We start from the raw sequence: 18,041 nt of genomic DNA on the forward strand, positions 1-18,041 counted from the left end.
CCCGTGCGGGCTTTCTTCCGGCGGCTCAGGGGTGATCCTTCACATCGCGCTCGCCCCCGGGCTCTCACCGTCCCCGGGTCGCTCCTGGCTGCGTACGACGCTACTCGTCCCCGTCCATGCCTTTCGCTGGGCCCAGTGTACGGGCCCGGGGGGTGCGCGGCAGACCGGTTTACGGGGGCCCGTGCGGGGGCTGCCGGCCCGGCGTGGCGAGGCCGCGGGGAGGGCCCGCGCGTGACCCCGGCGCGCCCCCGGCGCGACCCTGGCGTGACCCGAATGGGCCCGCGCTGCCGCTTCCGGCTCGGGTGGGGCGGGAGTGGCGGATTACCGGGGCTCCTGATGGGCACAACGGATGCAGGTTGACCTCGATGGATGCGTGCCCCGTTGCCGCGGGGCCGGTGTCGATTTATCGTTCCGGCACGATTCGCGAGCAAAGATCACAGTATGTGAAGGGGCCGCGGCCATGGTGGCGAAGAAGACCGCCGGGAGTACTGCCAAGAAGGCTGTCGGGAAGGCCGCCGGGAAGGCGGCGGTCTCAGAGGACGCGGCCCCCGCCAAGAAGGCGACCGCTGCCCGGAAGACCGCCGTCGGCGCGCTCGCTCCGGACGGGAAGGCGACCGCCGTCAAGAAGACGACCGCCGTCGTGAAGCGGACGGCCACGGCCAAGAAGGCCGCGGCCGAGGGGGCGGCACATGCCGCGAAGAAGACGGGAGTCCGGAAAGTGGTTGCCAAGAAGAGCGCGGGTACGGCGAGGAAGACGGCCGCGGCCGCCACCAGCGGGCTCCCCAAGGCACGGGCCACGGCGGCCCTGGCTCCCGGCGAGCTCGCCGTACGGCCCGGGGAGGACCCCTGGACCCCCAAGGAGGTCGAGGACGCCCGTACGGAGCTCCTGTCGGAGGTGCTGCGGCTGCGGGCCGAGCTCGATGCCTCGGAGGCGGCGATCTCCGGCCTGATGCGGGACTCCGGGGACGGCGCGGGCGACGACCAGGCCGACACGGGCACCAAGAACATCACCCGCGAGTCCGAGCTGGCCCTCGCGGCGAACGCCACCTCGATGCTGGAGCAGACCGAGCGGGCCCTGGAACGGCTGGAGGCGGGCACGTACGGCCTCTGCGAGAACTGCGGGCAGCCCATCGGCAAGGCCAGGATGCAGGCCTTCCCACGGGCCACGCTGTGCGTGGACTGCAAGCAGAAGCAGGAACGGCGGCACTAGACGGGCCGGGGAGAGGTGGGGCGGGCGGCGCGCGGGGGCCCTGACGTACCCTCGTGTTCCGTCAGGGTCCAGGAGGAGCCTGGTTCGAGCTAGTTCGAGGGACTCACGTGGCAGAGGCGGAGCGCATCATCGGTACGCCCGAGGTCGGAGACGACACCCAGCCGGAGTCCGCCGGGCCCAAGGGGCGCCGTCGGATCGCGGCTCTGCTCGTCGTGGCGGTGCTCGCCTACCTGCTCGACCTCGGCAGCAAGATGCTGGTCGTGGCGAAGCTGGAGCACCAGCCGCCGATCGAGATCATCGGTGACCTGCTGAAGTTCGAGGCGGTCCGCAACCCGGGCGCCGCCTTCGGCTTCGGCGAGGCCTTCACCATCATCTTCACCTGCATCGCGGCCTCGGTGATCGTGGTGATCGTGCGGCTGGCCCGCAAGCTCTACAGCCTGCCGTGGGCGATCGCGCTCGGCCTGCTGCTGGGCGGCGCGCTCGGCAACCTGACCGACCGGATCTTCCGCTCGCCGGGCGTGTTCCGGGGCGCCGTCGTCGACTTCATCGCGCCCGCCCATTTCGCCGTCTTCAACCTCGCGGACTCGGCGATCGTGTGCGGCGGCATCCTGATCGTCCTGCTGTCCTTCAAGGGTCTGGACCCGGACGGGACCGTCCACAAGGACTGATCGCGGGACGGCCCGTCCGCCCCGTCCTGCATACTCGACGGGTGAGTACGATTCCCGAGATCCGCACCCTGCCCGTTCCCGATGGCCTCGAGGGCGAGCGCGTCGACGCCGCCATCGCCCGTATGTTCGGTTTCTCCCGGACGAAGGCGGCCGATCTCGCGGCCGCGGGAAAGGTGTCGGTCGACGGCAGTGTCGTCGGGAAGTCCGAGCGTGTGCACGGTGGCGCCTGGCTCGAAGTCGAGATGCCCGAGCCGGCCCGGCCGGTCGAGGTCGTCGCCGAGCCCGTCCCCGGCATGGAGATCATCCACGATGACGACGACATCGTCGTCATCATGAAGCCGGTCGGCGTCGCCGCCCACCCGAGCCCCGGCTGGACCGGCACCACCGTCATCGGTGGCCTCGCCGCGGCCGGCTACCGCATCTCCACCTCCGGTGCGTCCGAGCGCCAGGGCATCGTGCACCGCCTCGACGTCGGCACGTCCGGCCTGATGGCCGTCGCGAAGTCGGAGCGCGCCTACACCTCGCTCAAGAACCAGTTCCGCGAGCGGATCGTGGACAAGCGCTACCACGCGCTGGTGCAGGGCCACCCGGACCCGATGAGCGGCACGATCGACGCGCCGATCGGCCGCCACCCCAGCGCGGACTACAAGTGGGCTGTGATCCAGGACGGCAAGGCGTCCGTCACCCACTACGACCTGATCGAGGCCTTCCGTGCCGCCTCGCTGCTCGACATCAAGCTGGAGACCGGGCGTACGCACCAGATCCGCGTGCACATGTCCGCGCACCGGCACCCCTGCGTCGGCGACCTGACCTACGGCGCCGACCCGACCGTCGCCAAGCGGCTCGGCCTGACCCGGCAGTGGCTGCACGCGGTGCGCCTCGGCTTCGAGCACCCGTCGGACGGGCAGTGGGTCGAGTTCGAGAGCACCTACCCGGCGGACCTGCAGCACGCGCTGGACGTGATCCGGGCGGAGTCCGAGTGACCTCGCCGGTCGAGGTGCGGGTCGCCGCCTCGGAGGAGGACCTGAAGTCCTGCTTCGCGGTGCGGTCCGAGGTCTTCGTGGTCGAGCAGTCGGTGCCGGAGTCGATCGAGTACGACGCGTACGACGCGGACGCGGTGCACGTCCTGGCCGTGGGCGCGGACGGGGTGCCGCTGGGCACGGGCCGGCTGCTCCACGGGGACGCGGCGCTGGCGAAGACCGGCGGCGCGGAGGGCGTCGGCTCGCTGGGCCGGCTGGCCGTCGCCAAGTCCGCGCGCGGGCTGGGCGTGGGTGTGGCGCTGGTCCGCGCGATCGAGGCGGAGGCGGTCCGTCGGGGCCTGTCGGCGGTGGACCTGGGCGCGCAGACGCATGCGCTGGGCTTCTACGAGCGGCTCGGGTACGTGGCCTACGGCCCGGAATTCCAGGACGCGGGCATCCCCCACCGCGCGATGCGGCGTCCCCTGCCGTAGCCGGAACGCTGCGGCGCGGCTGCCGGGGGCGCTGCCCCCGGCCCCCCGCGCCTCAATCGCCGGCGAGGATTCAGCCCCGCCGGCGTTTGAGGCGCGGGCGCGGAGCGCCGTAGGGGGTTCGGGGCGGAGCCCCGACACGGCCCCCGACCCGCACCGCCAAGCGCAGCGGACTGGCAGGGTGGGGGAGTGGATCAGCTAGCTCTGCTGTTCGTGCTTCTGCTCGGGGCCGTGGTCACGGTGCCGCTGGGGGACCGGCTCAAACTGCCCGCGCCCGTCCTGATGACCATCGGCGGGGTGATCCTGGCACTGGTCCCGGCCGTGCCGAACGTCGAGATCCCGCCCGAGTTCATCCTGCCGCTGGTGCTGCCGCCGCTGCTGTACGCCTCCGTGCAGCGCACGTCCTGGCGGCAGTTCGCCGCCAACGTCCGGCCCATCCTGCTGCTGGCCGTGGCCCTGGTGTTCGTCACCACCGGTGCCGTCGCCGCCGTCGCCAACGCCGTCGTGCCCGGGCTGCCGATCGCCGCCGCCCTCGCCCTTGGCGCGCTCGTCGCCCCGCCCGACCCGGTGGCCGCCACCGCCGTCGCCGGATCGCTCGGGCTGCCACGCCGCATGGTGTCGATCCTGGAGGGCGAGGGGCTCTTCAACGACGTGACGGCGATCGTGCTGTACCACGTGGCCGTCGCCGCCGTCGTGAGCGGCAGTTTCTCCTGGCCCGACGCGCTCGGGGAATTCGTGCTCTCCGCGGTGGTGGCCGTGGCCGTCGGGCTCGCGCTCGGCTGGATCGCCAACCGGCTCATGGGGCGGCTCGGCGACGCCACCCTGCAGATCGGGCTGACGCTGCTGGTGCCGTTCGTCGCGTACGTGGTGGCCGAGGAACTCCAGGGGTCGGGGGTGCTGGCCGTGCTGACGACGGCCCTGTTCCTCGCCGAGTACGCGAGCGACGCCGACGACGTGCTGGGGCGCCTCGCCGGGCACACCTTCTGGGAGGTCGTCGACATGCTGGTCACCGGCGTGGCCTTCGGGCTGATCGGGCTGGAGCTGCACCACGTGTTCGGCACGGCCGAGGACCGGGTGTGGGAGATGGCCGGGTGGGCGGCGATCGTGGTCGCGGTCGTGGTCGGCGTACGGCTGGTGTGGCTGCTGCCGGCCGGCTGGCTCGCGAAGAAGCTGCACCAGCGGCGCGACTACGACGAGGAGATCCCGCTGAGCTGGCGGGAGAGCGTGGTGATGTGGTGGGCCGGGATGCGCGGGGTGGCGTCGGTGGCCCTGGCGCTGGCCATTCCGCTGCGGACGGACGCCGGCGAGCCCTTTCCCGGGCGGGACCAGATCATCTTCATCGCGTTCGCGGTGATCATGACGACCCTGGTGTGCCAGGGGCTGACCCTGCCGTGGCTCGTACGGCGGCTGGGGGTGGAGGCCGACACGGACGCCGAGCGGGACGCGGAGCGGCAGCTGGCGATCCGCGCGGCCAAGGCCGCGAAGCGGCGGCTGAGGGAGATCGAGGAGGTGGAGGATCTCCCGGAGGACCTGGTCGAGCAGCTGTACCGGCGCGCGTACGACGTGGGAGCCAGGATCAGCCCCGACATGGTGGACGAGGAACGGCGCGAGGCGTACGCGAAGCGCGTGGAGCGGCTCCATCACGTCCAGCGGATCCAGCGGGAGATGATGTCGGCCGCCCGCCACGAGGTCCTGGCCGCCCGCAGCGAACCCGGCTCCGACCCGGAGATCGTGGACCGGGTGCTGCGGCACTTGGACGTACGGAGCCTGCGGACCCCATAGGCCCCTACGCGGTCCGCGCCTCGGCCGGCCGGGTCACGAGGCGTTCCAGGCCGCGCAGGAAGCGGACGTACGGGGACCAGCGGGCCGGGCGGGCGATCGTGCCCGTGCAGGCCAGTTCGGCGAGGTCCAGGCTGTCCTCCAGGAGTGCGTCGTGCATCGCGCGGATGGCCAGCGGCCAGGTGATGCGGCTGATGCCGCCGAGGTTCATGGCGAGGGTGTGCCGCAGCACGGTGCGTCCGCCGTCGAGGGGCAGCGCGGCGAACTCGTGGAATCCGTGGAAGCCCCGGGGTCCGGTGAAGGTGAACCGCACCCAGGTCCCCGGCACGTAGGCGGCCACCGTGTAGCGCACCGGTCCGTGTCCGCCGGCCGCTCCGACCCCGAGGGGCCGGTCGAACTCCATCTCCTCCCACAGGCGGCGGGGCCACAGCCGGTCGTCCTCCCCGCCGGACAGCGTGTCGATCAGTGCGCCGACCTCGCTCTCCTTCGCCGCGATCACGCGCTCGTGCACGTTGTGGACGCCCATGGACGGTCCTCCCCTCCAGATTATTAGAGAGAGGTCTCTAATAATCTGGAGGGTACTCTCTGATTCATGGCGAGACCACCCCGCTTCGACACCGACCAGATGCTCGACGCCGCCGTCCGGCTGGCCGCCTCCGCCGGGCCGGGCGGCGTGACCATGTCCGCCGTCGCCCAGGCGATCGGCGCGCCCAGCGGCTCCATGTACCACCGCTTCGCCGGGCGCAGCGCTCTGCTCGCCGAGGTGTGGCTGCGCAGCGTCGAGCGTTTCCAGGAGGGCTACTTCGCCAGCCTGCACAGCGACACCGACCCGCGCAGGGCGGCGCGCGCGGCCGCCCGGCACGTCGTGGGGTGGAGCCGCGCCCACCCCGAGGAGGCCACCCTCCTGCTCTACGGCCCGTGGGAGTTCGGCCGCGCAGACTGGTCCGAGGAGCACACCGGCCGGGCCGATTCCGGCAATCAGCGGGTGTACGCCGCCATCGGGACCCTCGCCGCCGCGCTCGGCGCGACCGGGCCGCAGGACCGGGACCGCGTCACCCTGGCCCTGATCGACCTTCCGCTGTCGGTGGTCCGCCGCCACCTGCGCGCCGGCGGCCCGCTGCCGCCGCACGCCGAGGACCTCGCCGAGGAATGCGCGGCCGCGCTCCTGCCTGCCGCTCCCTAAGGGGCCTCAGCGGCCGGGGCCGTGGCGATGCGGGGGAGGGCGTACGGGTGCTCGGCCACCAGCCAGGTGATCAGGCGCTCGCGGACCGCGCAGCGCAGCGTCCAGAGGTCGTCCGCGTCCTTCGCCGTGACCACCGCGCGGACCTGGACCGTGTGCGGTGTGGTGTCCGTCACGGCCAGCCCGCCGCCGCGGCCGTCCCACTCGGGGATCTCCGCCAGGATCAGCTGGAGCCGCTCCCGCATCAGGCCGATCGGCGCGCCGTGGTCCAGGTGCCAGAAGACGGTGCCGGTCATCTGCGCGCCGCCGCGCGACCAGTTCTCGTACGGCTTGCTCGTGAAATAGGACACAGGCATCGTGATGCGCCGCTCGTCCCAGGTGCGGACCGTCAGGAAGGTCAGGGTGATCTCCTCGACCCGGCCCCACTCCTTGTCGACCACCACCGTGTCGCCGATGCGGACGGTGTCGCCGAGGGCGATCTGGAGGCCGGCGAAGAGGTTGCTCAGCGAGGCCTGGGCGGCGATGCCCGCCACGATGCCGAGGACGCCCGCGGAGGCCAGCAGCGAGGCGCCGAGCGTCCGCATCGGGGGGAAGGTCAGCAGTATCGCCGCCGCGGCGACCACGACCACCACCGCCGTGACCACCCGCTGGATCAGGGTGACCTGGGTGCGTACCCGGCGTACCCGGGCCTCGTCCTCGGTCGCCGCCGCGTAGCGCGCGTACGTCGAGTCGACCACGGCCGTCGCGATGCGTACCGCGAGCCAGGCCGCGGAGGCGATCAGGACCAGGGTGAGGAACCGGCCGACGCCGAAGTCGTGGTCGGGCAGGATTCCGGCCCGCCGGTAGGAGGCTCTGAGCAGCGAGGTGCAGAGGACGACCTGGAAGGGCAGCCGGCAGTGGCGCAGCAGGCCCCACAGGGGGGTCTCGGTGTGCCGGGCGTCGGCCCGGCGCAGCAGCAGGTCCAGCAGCCGGCCCGCGATCAGGGTGGCGACCAGTGCGCCGCCGATGACCGTGACGGGACGCAGGACGTTCTCCATTTCCATAGGTGCGAACGTAGTGGGAAGCGGTCCACGGGCCCCTCCTCCGCGGCGGCTGGCACGATGGAGGCATGAACATCATGCTTTTCCATTCGACGTACGGGCTGCGGCCCGCGGTGCACGCGGCGGCCGACCGGCTGCGCGCGGCCGGGCACCAGGTCCAGGTGCCGGATCTCTTCGAGGGACGCACCTTCGGGACCGTCGAGGAGGGCATGGCCCACCGGGACGAGATCGGCCGTGACGAACTGCTGAAGCGCGCGGTGCTGGCCTCCGCCCCCTACTCGGACCAGGGACTGGTCTACGCGGGCTTCTCCTTCGGCGGTTCGGTCGCCCAGCACCTGGCGATGGCCGACGAGAAGGCGCGCGGGCTGCTGCTCCTGCACGGGACGGCGGACCTGGAGGACGGCGCCTCGGTGGACGAGCTGCCCGTGCAGCTGCACATCGCGGACCCGGATCCGTTCGAGCCGCACGACTGGCTGACGGCCTGGTACCTGCGGATGCAGCGCGCGGGGGCCGACGTGGAGGTCCACAGCTACCCGGGCGCCGGGCACCTGTTCACCGACCCGGAGCTGGACGACTACGACGCCGAGGCCGCCGAGCAGCTGTGGAAGGTCGCCATCGGCTTCCTCGACAGCCTGTAGGCAGCCTGCAGGCACGAAAGCGGAGGGGCCCGGCCCGGCGGATGCCGGACCGGGCCCCTCGTCGCGGGGAGGTCAGCCCGCGCGGTACGCGGTCCAGCTGCTCGACATGCGAGCGACCTGGCCGGCGGTGAACTGGTACATGCAGGAGTCGTACGTGTAGTCCATGAAGTTGCGGATCGGGTCCACGCCCGGCTTGCTCGCGCAGCTGTCGCGCCCGGTCGGGCACTCGTACGCGGCGCTCTTCTCGGCCGGGGTGTCGGAGACGTAGTCGCCGTTGCCGCTGCAGCCGCCCTGGAAGGTGTGGTAGAGCCCCAGCCAGTGGCCGACCTCGTGGGTGGCGGTGTCACCCTCGTTGTAGTTGGCCGCGGAGCCGCCCGGCAGCGAGCTGTCGAGCACGACCACGCCGTCCATCTTGGGGCTGGAGGCGTAGGACGTCGGGAAGGTCGCCCAGCCGAGCAGGCCGCCGGAGAGGTTGGCGGTGTAGAAGTTGAGCGCGCCCGGGCCGCCCTTGCGCAGGGTGTTCTTCATGTCCTTCTCGGCCTGGGAGCCGGAAGCCAGGTTGTACCAGGTGGCGTTGTCCGTGTAGTCGGTGGCCGCCAGGGTGAACTGGAAGTTCGTGTTGACGTTGCCGGTGCCCTGGCCGCCGTAGGCCGCGTTGAGGACCGTGAGCTGCTTGCTGACGTCCGTGGCCGTGAGCTTCCCGGTGGTGCCGGAGTGCACGACGTGGAAGTACACGGGGATGTTCACGACGGCCTCGGCGGCCGCCAGGCTGCGCTGCGGCTGGTTCTTGAGGGCCTTGTCCAGCTTCGACTTGAGGTCGGCGTCCATGGCCTTCGCCTGCGCGTCGCTGATCGCGTTGGGCTCGTCCGCGTGCTCGTCGTGGGCGCGGGCGACGCGGGCGTTCGCGGCACCGGAGGCGGCGGGCTGGTCGGCGCAGACCTCGGCGGGGGACTTGGAGGCCGCAAGCGTGGTGGGGGCCGCGAGCGGGGTGAAGGCCAGGGTTCCGGCCAGAACCGCCGTGCCCATCAGGCGGCGGCGGAGAAGGGGGGATATGCGGGCAACTGCGCGCACGTGTGCTCCTCGCGTGGGGGGTGGTGGGGGGTGGTGGCCTGAAGGATCTTCTTCAGCTGGCGCGAAGCTTATGTGTGCATGACATATTCAGGTCAAGTGGCTTACGTAAAAGATTTGTTGCTTCTGATGCACATGGGGCGCCTGGTATGTCCCAGGCGCCCCATGTGGCAGGAAAATCGACGGACGATCAGCGGACGGGCTGGTACACCCGATCCACCTTCTGGGTCCCGTTCAGCGTCCGGTACGACCGGCTCCACGCGGAGGTCGCGCCCGGCTGTCGCTTGTCGGACACCACGTAGTAGTCCATCTGCGAGCGCTCCGCCGTCACGTCCAGCACGCCGTAGCCGTGCGCGTCCATGTCGAGCCACTTCACGTGCCAGTTGGCGGCCTTGATGGCCGACTCGGCGACCAGCGAGAGGGTGTCCGGCAGGACGTGCAGCATGTCGTCGAGGTTGTCGGAGGTCACCGACGTGACCACGAACTCGGTCGCCGCCGTGCCCGAGCCCGGGTACGTGGCCATGTTCATCGGGACCTCGTTCGCCCAGGCCATGTGGATGTCACCGGTCAGGAACACGGTGTTCCTGACGCCCCGGTCCTTCAGATGGCCCAGCAGTTCCTTGCGGTCGTCCGTGTACCCGTCCCACTGGTCCACGTTGATCGCGAGGCCGCCCTCGGGCAGGCCCAGCAGCTTGGTCAGCGGCTTCAGCAGGTGCGCGGGCAGGGAGGCGAAGGCCACCGGCGAGATCATCACCGAGGTGCCCACCAGCTTCCAGGTCGCCTCCGAGCCCGCCAGGCCCGACTTGAGCCAGTCCAGCTGGGCGCGCCCGGTGATCGTGCGCTCCGGGTCGTCCACCGAGCCGCTGCCGACCTTGGTCTGCTGCGAGCGGAAGGAGCGCAGGTCCAGCAGGTGCAGGTCGGCGAGGGTGCCGAAACGCAGCCGGCGGTAGACGGTGCCCGCTATGGAGGCGCGTACGGGCATCCACTCGAAGTACGCCTGCTTGGCGGCGGCCGCGCGGGCCGCCCACTCGCCCTCGGCGCCCGGCGTGTGGTTCTCGGCGCCGCCGGCCCAGCTGTCGTTGGCGAACTCGTGGTCGTCCCAGATGGCGATGACCGGGTGGGCATGGTGCAGGGCCTGGAGGTCGGCGTCCGTCTTGTACGTGCCGTGGCGCGTGCGGTAGTCGGCGAGCGAGACGATCTCGTGCTTCGGCTCGTGCGGGCGTACGACGTACTTCGCCTCCGGGTAGCCCCCGGACTGGTACTCGTAGATGTAGTCACCCAGGTGCAGGATCGCGTGCAGATCCGTGCGGGCCGCCAGGTGGCGGTAGGCGGAGAAGTAGCCGGACTCCCAGTTGGCGCAGGAGACCACGCCGAAGCGGACCCCCTCGGTCGTCGCCTCGTGGGCCGGGGTGGTCAGGGTGCGCCCGACGGGGGAGACGACGCCGTCGGCGGTGAACCGGTACCAGTAGGGCGTCTGCGGCTGCAGCCCGCGTACGTCCACCTTGACCGTGTGGTCGGCGGCGGCGCTCGCGGTGACGCTGCCGGAGCCGACGACGCGGGAGAAGCCCTTGTCGGACGCCACTTCCCAGCCCACCTGGGTGGCCGGGCCGAGCCCGGAGCCGGGCACGGCCTCGGGGGTCGGGGTGACGCGGGTCCACAGCAGGACCCCGTCGGGCAGTGGATCGCCCGAGGCGACGCCGTGGAGGAAGGCGGGCGCGGTGCCCGCCGCGTGGGCGGCCGAGGCGCCCAGGGAGGTGAGGGGGGCCAGTGCGGCCGTGGCCGCAGCGGCCAGAACGACCGTACGGCGGCGGGGAGTTGCCGCTGACTGGGAGAAGGTGAGTTGACTGGTCACGGATGATCACATTACCGACGGGTACACCCGCCGGGCCAGGTGCGGGAATGCAAAGGACGGGCGAACTCTGGGAGTTCGCCCGCCCTTCGAAGCGGTAGGTCCGGACGGTGATTTCCGGATCGCCCCGGGATCAGCCCTGCAGCGCCTTGTCGATCGCCGCAGTGAACTGCTCCGCCGTCTGCGGAGTGTCGATCTTCTTGCCGTCCATCTTCAGGGTCGGCGTGCCCTTCACCCCGGACTTGTCGAAAGCCTTCGACATCTCCAGCGCCCACCGGTCGTACGTACCGTCCTCGACGGCCTTCTTGAACTCGGCGTTGCCCTTGAGCGCCGGAACCGTGTCCGCGACCTTCAGCAGGTAGTCGTCCTTGGCGAAGCTGTCGTCGGTCTCCTCGGGGTGCAGGGCCTTGGAGTAGAGCGCGCCCTTGTAGTCGAGGAAGGCCTGCGGGCTGACGTTCAGCGCCGCGCCCAGGGCGCTCAGCGCGTTCTTCGAGCCCTCGCCCTTGGCGGCGTTGTCGATGAAGGTGGCGCCGATGTACTGGAGCTTGTACTTGCCCGCGTCCACGTCCTTCTTGACCTGCTCGCCGGCCGCCTGCTCGAAGGCGGCACAGGCCGGGCAGCGCGAGTCCTCGTACAGCTCCAGGGTCTTCTTCGCGTCGGGCTTGCCGATGACGACCGTGGTGCCGTCCGCGCCTTCGGTGTTCTTCGGCTTGACCAGCTCGGCCGTGGCGGCCTTCTCCCACTGGCCGGGCTGGTTGGCCTGCATGACCCCGTAGCCGATGCCGCCGATCACGGCGAGCGCGAGCACGACCCCGCCCGCCACGATCACCTGGCGGCGGATCTTGTCCTTCTTGGCCTGGGCCTCGCGCTCGGCGCGCAGACGCTCGCGGGCCGCTGCCTTGTTCGCCTGGCTGTTGCGTGAACTCATCATGATCTCCGTGGGGTGTGACGTGTGGAAGGGACTGCCGTACGTGCGTCAGGCGCGGGCGAGCGCGCCGAGCACGGGGGGTCCCCGCCGTCCCACGGAGTGTGCCGGGAAGCGGGTGGTGGCCCCGGCGGCCGAGCGGACCGACCGCGGCAGCGCCCGCACCGGCCGGCAGGCTGCCGCGGCCGAGGACACGGCCAGCAGCAGCGGCCGGAACGCGAAGGCGGCCACCGCCCGCAGCAGCCGGCCCAGGGCCCGCTCGCCGTGGCGCAGCCAGGCGGCGGCCAGCAGTCCGACCGAGACATGGGCGCCGAGCAGCAGCCAGGGCGTGTACGGCCCCGGCGAGGACAGCAGCGCGGCCGCGTCGGCCGGTCCGGTCACCTCGGTCAGCGGCCCGCCCACCGGGGTGCCGCCGCACAGGGCGTCCAGGCCCATGGCGCGCAGCGGGCCCGCGACGGGCCCGCCGGCCGGGCCGTAGCACAGGTGCTGGCCGGTGGTGAAGACGGTGTCGGCGGCCAGCTCCAGCGGTACGAGCAGCCCGGCGATGGGGCCGAAGCCCCGTTCGCGGCCCGCGAGCGCATAGGCGATCGCGAACACACCCGCGAAGGCCCCGGCCACCAGCGTGGGCGGCAGCGGGACCCGGGACATCAGGACGTGCGAGCCCGAGGAGAGCAGTACGACGAGCGCGCTGAACAGCGCGGCCCGCAGCCCCCTGGGTCCCGTCCCGGAAATGTCCATCCTCGCGAGTGTGCCATGCGTTCCTGTGGAACCGGCGTTCAGGGAGTGAGACGCCCGTTACGGAAAAGGTCCACGAAGATCTGGTGGTCGGCGCGCGCCCGGGCCCCGTACGCGTGGGCGAAGTCCACGAGCAGCTCCGAGAAGCCCTTCTCGTCGGCCGCGATCGCCGCGTCGATGGCCCGCTCGGTGGAGAAGGGCACCAGGGACTGCCCGCTCTCGGCCTCGTCGGCCGACGCGTGCATGGTCGCGGTCGCCCGGCCGAGATCGGCGACGACGGCCGCGATCTCCTCCGGGTCGTCCAGGTCCGACCAGTCCAGGTCCACCGCGTACGGGGAGACCTCCGCGACCAGCTGCCCGGCCCCGTCCAGCTCCGTCCAGCCCAGCCACGGGTCGGCGTGCGCCTGCAGGGCGCGCTGGGAGATCACCGTGCGGTGCCCCTCGTGCTGGAAGTACTCGCGCACCGCCCGGTCCGTGATGTGCCGGGAGGCCGCCGGGGTCTGTGCCTGCTTGAGGTAGATCACGACGTCGTTCTCCAGGGCGTCGCTGTGCCCCTCTAGCAGGATGTTGTAGGAGGGCAGGCCCGCCGAGCCGATCCCGACGCCGCGGCGCCCCACCACGTCCTTGACCCGGTAGGAGTCCGGCCGCACGAGGGACTCGTCGGGGAGGGTCTCCAGGTACCCGTCGAAGGCGGCCAGCACCTTGTAGCGGGTGGCGGCGTCCAGCTCGATGGAGCCCCCGCCGGAGGTGAAGCGGCGCTCGTAGTCCCGTATCTCCGTCATGGAGTCCAGGAGGGAGAAGCGGGTCCGGGAGCGGGCCGAGCGCAGCGCGCCCAGCAGCGGGCCCTCGGCGGTGTCCAGGGTGAAGGAGGGCAGCTCGTCGTTCTTCGCCCCCGCCGCCAGCCGGTGGATCCGCTCCCGGTAGGCGCCCGCGTAGATCCGCACGAGCTCGCTTATCTGGTCGTCGCTGAGCGCCTTGGTGTAGCCGATCAGGGCGACGGAGGCGGCGAACCGCTTCAGGTCCCAGGTGAAGGGGCCGACGTAGGCCTCGTCGAAGTCGTTGACGTTGAAGATCAGCCGGCCGTTGGAGTCCATGTACGTGCCGAAGTTCTCGGCGTGCAGGTCTCCGTGGATCCACACCCGGCCCGTCCGCTCGTCCAGGTAAGGGCCGCCGTGCCGGTCCCGCTCCAGGTCGGAGTAGAAGAGGCAGGCGGTACCCCGGTAGAAGGCGAAGGCCGAAGCCGCCATCTTGCGGAATTTGACCTGGAAGGCAGCGGGGTCGGCGGCGAGCAGCTCGCCGAACGCGGTGTCGAACACGTCGAGGATCTGCTCGGCGCGCTGCTCATCGGTCGTCTCGGGGACCGCCATGGCGGGTTCCTCCTGGTGCACGGGCTGTTTCAGGTTCCGACCGACTGGACGCCGGATCGGCCCTCCTGGTTCTGCAACGCCCGACCGTACCGGTCAGTGCCCGTGATCTGTCACCCGGCCGACGTAGGATTCGAAGCTGCCCCCTCACCCCCGCCCCCGGAGGACCCGCGCCGTGACAAAGCCGCCGTTCACGCACCTGCACGTCCACACCCAGTACTCGCTGCTGGACGGTGCCGCGCGGCTGAAGGACATGTTCAACGCGTGCAACGAGATGGGCATGACGCACATCGCCATGTCCGACCACGGCAATCTGCACGGGGCGTACGACTTCTTCCACACCGCGCAGAAGGCCGGCATCACGCCGATCATCGGCATCGAGGCGTACGTCGCCCCCGAGTCCCGGCGCAACAAGCGGCGCATCCAGTGGGGCCAGCCGCACCAGAAGCGCGACGACGTCTCCGGCTCCGGCGGTTACACCCACAAGACGATCTGGGCGGCGAACGCCACCGGCCTGCACAACCTCTTCCGGCTGTCCTCCGACGCGTACGCCGAGGGCTGGCTCACGAAGTGGCCGCGGATGGACAAGGAGACCATCTCCAAGTGGTCCGAGGGCCTGATCGCCTCCACCGGCTGCCCGTCCGGCGAGGTGCAGACCAGGCTGCGGCTCGGCCAGTTCGACGAGGCCGTGCAAGCCGCCTCCGACTACAAGGACATCTTCGGCGAGGGGCGCTACTTCCTGGAGCTGATGGACCACGGCATCGAGATCGAGCGCCGGGTCCGCGACGGGCTGCTGGAGATCGGCAAGAAGCTCGGCATCCCGCCGCTGGTGACCAACGACTCGCACTACACCTACGCGAGCGAGGCCACCGCCCACGACGCCCTGCTCTGCATCCAGACCGGCAAGAACCTCTCCGACCCGGACCGCTTCCGCTTCGACGGCACCGGCTACTACCTGAAGTCCACGGACGAGATGTACGCCATCGACTCCTCGGACGCCTGGCAGGAGGGCTGCGCCAACACGAAGCTGGTCGCGGACCAGATCGACACCGAGGGCATGTTCAAGTTCCGGAACCTGATGCCGAAGTTCGACATCCCGGAAGGCCACACCGAGGTCAGCTGGTTCCGCGAGGAGACCATGCGCGGCATGCACCGCCGCTACCCGGGAGGCATCCCGGACGACCGGATGAAGCAGGCCGAGTACGAGATGGACACGATCATCTCGATGGGCTTCCCCGGCTACTTCCTCGTGGTCGCCGACTTCATCATGTGGGCCAAGAACCAGGGCATCGCGGTGGGCCCGGGCCGAGGCTCCGCGGCCGGCTCGATCGTCGCGTACGCCATGGGCATCACCGACCTCGACCCGCTCACCCACGGTCTGATCTTCGAGCGCTTCCTGAACCCCGAGCGCGTCTCGATGCCCGATGTCGACATCGACTTCGACGAGCGTCGGCGCGTCGAGGTGATCCGGTACGTGACCGAGAAGTACGGCGCCGACAAGGTCGCCATGATCGGCACCTACGGCACCATCAAGGCCAAGAACGCGATCAAGGACTCCGCCCGCGTCCTCGGCTACCCGTACGCCATGGGCGACCGGCTCACCAAGGCCATGCCCGCCGACGTCCTCGGCAAGGGCATCCCGCTCTCCGGCATCCTCGACCCGGCCCACCCCCGCTACAGCGAAGCGGGCGAGATCCGCTCGATGTACGAGAACGAGCCGGACGTGAAGAAGGTCATCGACACCGCCCGCGGTGTGGAGGGCCTGGTCCGCCAGATGGGCGTGCACGCCGCCGGCGTGATCATGTCCAGCGAGACCATCACCGACCACGTACCCGTCTGGGTGCGGCACACCGACGGCGTCACCATCACCCAGTGGGACTACCCGAGCTGCGAGTCGCTCGGCCTGCTGAAGATGGACTTCCTCGGCCTGCGCAACCTCACGATCATGGACGACGCCGTCAAGATGGTGAAGGCCAACAAGGGGATCGACATCGATCTCCTGGGCCTCCCGCTCGACGACCCCAAGACCTTCGAACTGCTCGGCCGCGGCGACACCCTCGGCGTCTTCCAGTTCGACGGCGGGCCCATGCGCTCCCTGCTGCGACTGATGAAGCCCGACAACTTCGAGGACATCTCCGCCGTCTCGGCCCTGTACCGGCCGGGCCCGATGGGCATGAACTCGCACACGAACTACGCCCTGCGCAAGAACAAGCAGCAGGAGATCACCCCGATCCACCCGGAGCTGGAGGGGCCGCTCGAAGAGGTGCTCGCGGTCACCTACGGCCTGATCGTCTACCAGGAGCAGGTCCAGAAGGCCGCCCAGATCATCGCCGGGTACTCGCTCGGCGAGGCCGACATCCTGCGCCGCGTGATGGGCAAGAAGAAGCCCGAGGAGCTGGCGAAGAACTTCGTCATCTTCGAGGAGGGCGCCAAGAAGAAGGGCTTCAGCGACCAGGCGATCAAGGCCCTGTGGGACGTCCTGGTCCCCTTCGCCGGCTACGCCTTCAACAAGGCCCACTCGGCCGCGTACGGCCTGGTCTCCTACTGGACCGCCTACCTCAAGGCGAACTTCCCGGCCGAGTACATGGCCGGCCTGCTCACCTCGGTCAAGGACGACAAGGACAAGTCCGCGATCTACCTGAACGAGTGCCGCCGGATGGGCATCAAGGTCCTGCCGCCGAACGTGAACGAGTCCGAGCCGAACTTCGCGGCCCAGGGCGACGACGTGATCCTCTTCGGCCTCACCGCGGTGCGCAACGTCGGCGCCAACGTCGTCGAGTCGATCATCAGGACGAGGAAGGCCAAGGGGAAGTTCTCCTCCTTCCCCGACTTCCTGGACAAGGTCGAGGCCGTCGTCTGCAACAAGCGCACCGTCGAGTCGCTGATCAAGGCCGGCGCCTTCGACGAGATGGGCCACACCCGCAAGGGCCTGGTCGCACACCACGAGTCGATGATCGACAACGTGGTCGCGGTCAAGCGCAAGGAGGCCGAGGGGCAGTTCGACCTGTTCGGCGGGATGGGTGACGAGAACGCGAGCGACGAGCCCGGCTTCGGCCTCGACGTGGAGTTCTCCGACGTCGAGTGGGAGAAGTCCTACCTGCTCGCCCAGGAGCGCGAGATGCTCGGCCTCTACGTCTCCGACCACCCGCTCTTCGGCCTGGAGCACGTGCTCTCCGACAAGACGGACGCCGGTATCTCCCAGCTGACCGGCGGCGAGCACTCCGACGGCGCCGTCGTCACCATCGGCGGCATCATCTCGGGCCTCCAGCGCAAGATGACCAAGCAGGGCAACGCCTGGGCCATCGCCACCGTCGAGGACCTGGCCGGCTCCATCGAATGCATGTTCTTCCCGGCGACCTACCAGCTCGTCTCCACCCAGCTGGTCGAGGACACCGTGGTCTTCGTCAAGGGCCGCCTCGACAAGCGCGAGGACGTCCCCCGCCTGGTAGCCATGGAGATGATGGTCCCCGACCTCTCCTCGGCCGGCACCAACGCCCCGGTGGTCCTCACCATCCCCACCGTCAAGGTCACGCCGCCGATGGTGACCCGTCTGGGCGAGATCCTGCGCCACCACAAGGGCAACACCGAGGTGCGGATCAAGCTCCAGGGGCCGCGGACCACCACCGTGCTCCGCCTCGACAAGCACCGCGTCCAGCCCGACCCCGCGCTCTTCGGCGACCTCAAGGTGCTGCTCGGACCGTCCTGCCTGGCCGGATAGCGACCCCGGCGGCACGTGCGGGAGGGCCCGCCCGGTGACATCGGGCGGGCCCTCCCGCGTGCGAGTACGGCCGTCAGTTGTGGCCGAACTTCTTCTCCTTGCGCTTGTGCGCCATGTCCATCGGGCTCGGCGCCGAGGAGGAGGGCATCGACTCGGTCTCCGAGGTGCCCTTGGTCGGATCCTGCCCCGACCGGGGCTGCTGCTTGGCGGGCTGCTTCTGGTTCTTGTTCTTGGCCATGGTGGAGCCTCCGTGAGGGTCTAGGGGCCAGGACCGCCTTCACACTCACACAACGCCAGAAATCGCGCATTTTGGATCATTACTGCGCGTAGCCGAGGCCCTCCGCCCCGTCGGCCGTGAGATCCGCCACGCCGATGATCGAGTTCCGGCCTTCAACACCCTTGAGGTCGGGCAGACTCGGG

16 protein-coding genes are annotated in these 18,041 nt (G+C 70.5%); 8 read left to right on the plus strand and 8 right to left on the minus strand.

Annotation, left to right across the window (positions count from 1 at the left end):
• The first annotated feature begins 460 nt into the window (after window positions 1–460).
• From ACZ573_RS12295 to ACZ573_RS12315, 5 genes are all read left to right on the plus strand, one after another.
• Window positions 461–1,210: a TraR/DksA family transcriptional regulator gene (locus ACZ573_RS12295; protein ID WP_471302587.1), complete on the plus strand. Its 750-nt coding sequence runs from the start codon at window positions 461–463 to the stop codon at window positions 1,208–1,210.
• A 107-nt stretch (window positions 1,211–1,317) separates the two neighbouring features.
• Entirely contained in the window at window positions 1,318–1,878 is a 561-nt protein-coding gene (gene lspA / locus ACZ573_RS12300; RefSeq protein ID WP_150257061.1) for a signal peptidase II, read from the plus strand.
• Window positions 1,879–1,919: 41 nt separating this feature from the next.
• Window positions 1,920–2,861, plus strand: coding sequence for an RluA family pseudouridine synthase (locus tag ACZ573_RS12305; RefSeq protein ID WP_301371694.1), 942 nt, complete (start codon window positions 1,920–1,922; stop codon window positions 2,859–2,861).
• The gene (locus ACZ573_RS12310; RefSeq protein ID WP_471302590.1) at window positions 2,858–3,328 is read left to right on the plus strand and encodes a GNAT family N-acetyltransferase; all 471 of its coding nucleotides are present in this window, start codon (window positions 2,858–2,860) and stop codon (window positions 3,326–3,328) included. Before ACZ573_RS12305 ends, ACZ573_RS12310 begins: the two co-directional genes overlap by 4 nt.
• Before the next feature lie 186 nt (window positions 3,329–3,514).
• Window positions 3,515–5,107 carry a Na+/H+ antiporter gene (locus tag ACZ573_RS12315; protein WP_471302592.1) on the plus strand — a complete coding sequence of 531 codons (1,593 nt, stop codon included), beginning with the start codon at window positions 3,515–3,517 and terminating at the stop codon, window positions 5,105–5,107.
• Window positions 5,108–5,111: 4 nt separating this feature from the next.
• Here the strand turns inward: ACZ573_RS12315 and ACZ573_RS12320 are convergent, their stop codons facing one another.
• Window positions 5,112–5,630, minus strand: a complete 519-nt coding sequence (locus ACZ573_RS12320) for an SRPBCC family protein (protein WP_471302595.1) — start codon at window positions 5,628–5,630, stop codon at window positions 5,112–5,114.
• Window positions 5,631–5,696: 66 nt separating this feature from the next.
• Between ACZ573_RS12320 and ACZ573_RS12325 the strand changes: the two genes are divergently transcribed.
• Window positions 5,697–6,287, plus strand: coding sequence for a TetR/AcrR family transcriptional regulator (locus ACZ573_RS12325; protein ID WP_471302597.1), 591 nt, complete (start codon window positions 5,697–5,699; stop codon window positions 6,285–6,287).
• Here the strand turns inward: ACZ573_RS12325 and ACZ573_RS12330 are convergent.
• Entirely contained in the window at window positions 6,284–7,321 is a 1,038-nt protein-coding gene (locus ACZ573_RS12330) for a mechanosensitive ion channel family protein (protein ID WP_471302684.1), read from the minus strand. The two genes, ACZ573_RS12325 and ACZ573_RS12330, sit on opposite strands and share 4 nt — an antisense overlap.
• 71 nt (window positions 7,322–7,392) lie before the next feature.
• Here ACZ573_RS12330 and ACZ573_RS12335 point away from each other — a divergent pair, with 71 nt between their 5' ends.
• Window positions 7,393–7,962: a dienelactone hydrolase family protein gene (locus ACZ573_RS12335; RefSeq protein ID WP_382548399.1), complete on the plus strand. Its 570-nt coding sequence runs from the start codon at window positions 7,393–7,395 to the stop codon at window positions 7,960–7,962.
• Between the two features lie 72 nt (window positions 7,963–8,034).
• Here ACZ573_RS12335 and ACZ573_RS12340 read toward each other — a convergent pair whose 3' ends face one another.
• The 5 genes from ACZ573_RS12340 to ACZ573_RS12360 form a co-directional block, all read right to left on the minus strand.
• Window positions 8,035–8,988, minus strand: coding sequence for a zinc metalloprotease (locus ACZ573_RS12340; RefSeq protein WP_471302686.1), 954 nt, complete (start codon window positions 8,986–8,988; stop codon window positions 8,035–8,037).
• 232 nt (window positions 8,989–9,220) lie between these two features.
• A complete protein-coding gene (locus ACZ573_RS12345; protein WP_471302600.1) occupies window positions 9,221–10,882 on the minus strand; it encodes an alkaline phosphatase D family protein in 1,662 nt (553 codons plus the stop codon).
• 130 nt (window positions 10,883–11,012) lie between these two features.
• Complete coding sequence (locus ACZ573_RS12350) at window positions 11,013–11,807, minus strand: DsbA family protein (RefSeq protein WP_471302603.1); 795 nt, start codon at window positions 11,805–11,807, stop codon at window positions 11,013–11,015.
• 48 nt (window positions 11,808–11,855) lie between these two features.
• Window positions 11,856–12,542: a hypothetical protein gene (locus ACZ573_RS12355; protein ID WP_471302605.1), complete on the minus strand. Its 687-nt coding sequence runs from the start codon at window positions 12,540–12,542 to the stop codon at window positions 11,856–11,858.
• A 38-nt stretch (window positions 12,543–12,580) separates the two neighbouring features.
• Complete coding sequence (locus tag ACZ573_RS12360; protein WP_471302607.1) at window positions 12,581–13,906, minus strand: DUF2252 domain-containing protein; 1,326 nt, start codon at window positions 13,904–13,906, stop codon at window positions 12,581–12,583.
• Window positions 13,907–14,078: 172 nt separating this feature from the next.
• Between ACZ573_RS12360 and dnaE the strand changes: the two genes are divergently transcribed.
• Entirely contained in the window at window positions 14,079–17,621 is a 3,543-nt protein-coding gene (gene dnaE / locus ACZ573_RS12365; protein ID WP_471302610.1) for a DNA polymerase III subunit alpha, read from the plus strand.
• 73 nt (window positions 17,622–17,694) lie between these two features.
• Here the strand turns inward: dnaE and ACZ573_RS12370 are convergent, their stop codons facing one another.
• Complete coding sequence (locus ACZ573_RS12370; RefSeq protein WP_189736171.1) at window positions 17,695–17,859, minus strand: hypothetical protein; 165 nt, start codon at window positions 17,857–17,859, stop codon at window positions 17,695–17,697.
• Window positions 17,860–18,041 lie beyond the last annotated feature (182 nt).

This window comes from Streptomyces sp. NPDC040545 (assembly GCF_055595065.1).